The 1,109-nt window shown below is 37.0% G+C and carries 1 protein-coding gene and 1 pseudogene; both read right to left on the bottom strand.

The window, feature by feature from the left end; translation table 11 throughout:
- Positions 1–149: pseudogene (locus tag BU200_RS11360) on the bottom strand (IS5/IS1182 family transposase); the annotation flags it as partial.
- A 211-nt stretch (positions 150–360) separates the two neighbouring features.
- Positions 361–567, bottom strand: a complete 207-nt coding sequence (locus BU200_RS10550) for a hypothetical protein (RefSeq protein WP_075100058.1) — start codon at positions 565–567, stop codon at positions 361–363.
- Positions 568–1,109 lie beyond the last annotated feature (542 nt).

Here is a 1,109-nt window from a genome sequence, read left to right as displayed (position 1 = left end):
TTGCGTGGACGACCTCCTTGACGATGTTGACGTTGGTAAGCTACATTGAGACAGGTAAGCATTTCTTGAAAGGTCTCTTTTTGAACACCTATGAGAAGTTTGAAGTTCTCTGAACTGAGTTTTTGAGCTTTTTCATACATTGTTTCCATACAAATAGTATATCATAGTATATCACATTTGGTTACCGAACAAGTCTACTATAAAAATTAAATTCAACCTACGTTAGCGGCACCTTGCTTCCTTATTTAGTATAAATCTCCTTGAGGGTCAACAGGTATACGCTAATCTGATTGACCTTTCATTGAGTGTAAGATATGAAAAAACGCCTAGAAATACTTTCTTTCTAAGCGTTTTTGCTATCTAGGAATTATATCCTAATAAGAGGATAAAAAAGGTAAGATAGAGTAGACCGGCGAGCAGAAGTAGATAGCCGAGTAAGAAAATACCTTTGATTATTTTTGGTAAATCAATGCGATGAAAGGACTTGATAAAGCTGATACCAAGTACCATATAGACGAGTAGGATAACAAGGCTAACAAGGCGCAGAACAGAAAGATAATGGAACATGAGAACTCCTTCCTATGGAACGGGAGGTTTTAGTGAATATAAACCTTTTCTCCCACCAGTATATCTTATTTTTTACAGCAGTTCAATTCTAAGATACAAAGGGCGTAAAAAGTGAATGAAAAATAGGAAATACGACGAAGAAGTCTCTGCTTCTAGGAGTATTTACACCTAAAGGTAGCCACAGCTGTAACTAGCTAAAGCTAGAACACCTGTGTCTCTTTTTTCCGAGCTTTTAGCCCGTGTTCAATTACCCAAGATACGAGAGCGTTAAAAGCACACAGTGAAAACATACTAAGCTTAGTAGAGAAGAATTCTCCGACGGGAGATAACTTCTCTACTTTTTCTTTATGATAAAGTAGAAGTGTCTTGTTATGTCGTATTTTCTTTTGACGCTTGACGTCGTAGTGAAAACAGGCAAGACACTTGTTTTAGGCAGAATTTTATCAAAGTATGTGGGACGCCCGACGTCGTGTATTGAAAATGAAATCACTAAAACAAATCATCATTCAAGACAAAGAGGTAATCATCATGCGAGTAGTATT

The sequence above is a fragment of the Streptococcus acidominimus genome (assembly GCF_001921825.1).
GTDB classification, from domain to species: domain Bacteria; phylum Bacillota; class Bacilli; order Lactobacillales; family Streptococcaceae; genus Streptococcus; species Streptococcus acidominimus.
This window is presented reverse-complemented; position numbering and strand designations above follow the sequence as displayed.

Excerpts from the sequence above, each read along its gene's own strand:
- BU200_RS10550 (WP_075100058.1), bottom strand. The coding sequence starts at position 567 with ATGTTCCATTATCTTTCTGTTCTGCGCCTTGTTAGCCTTGTTATCCTA.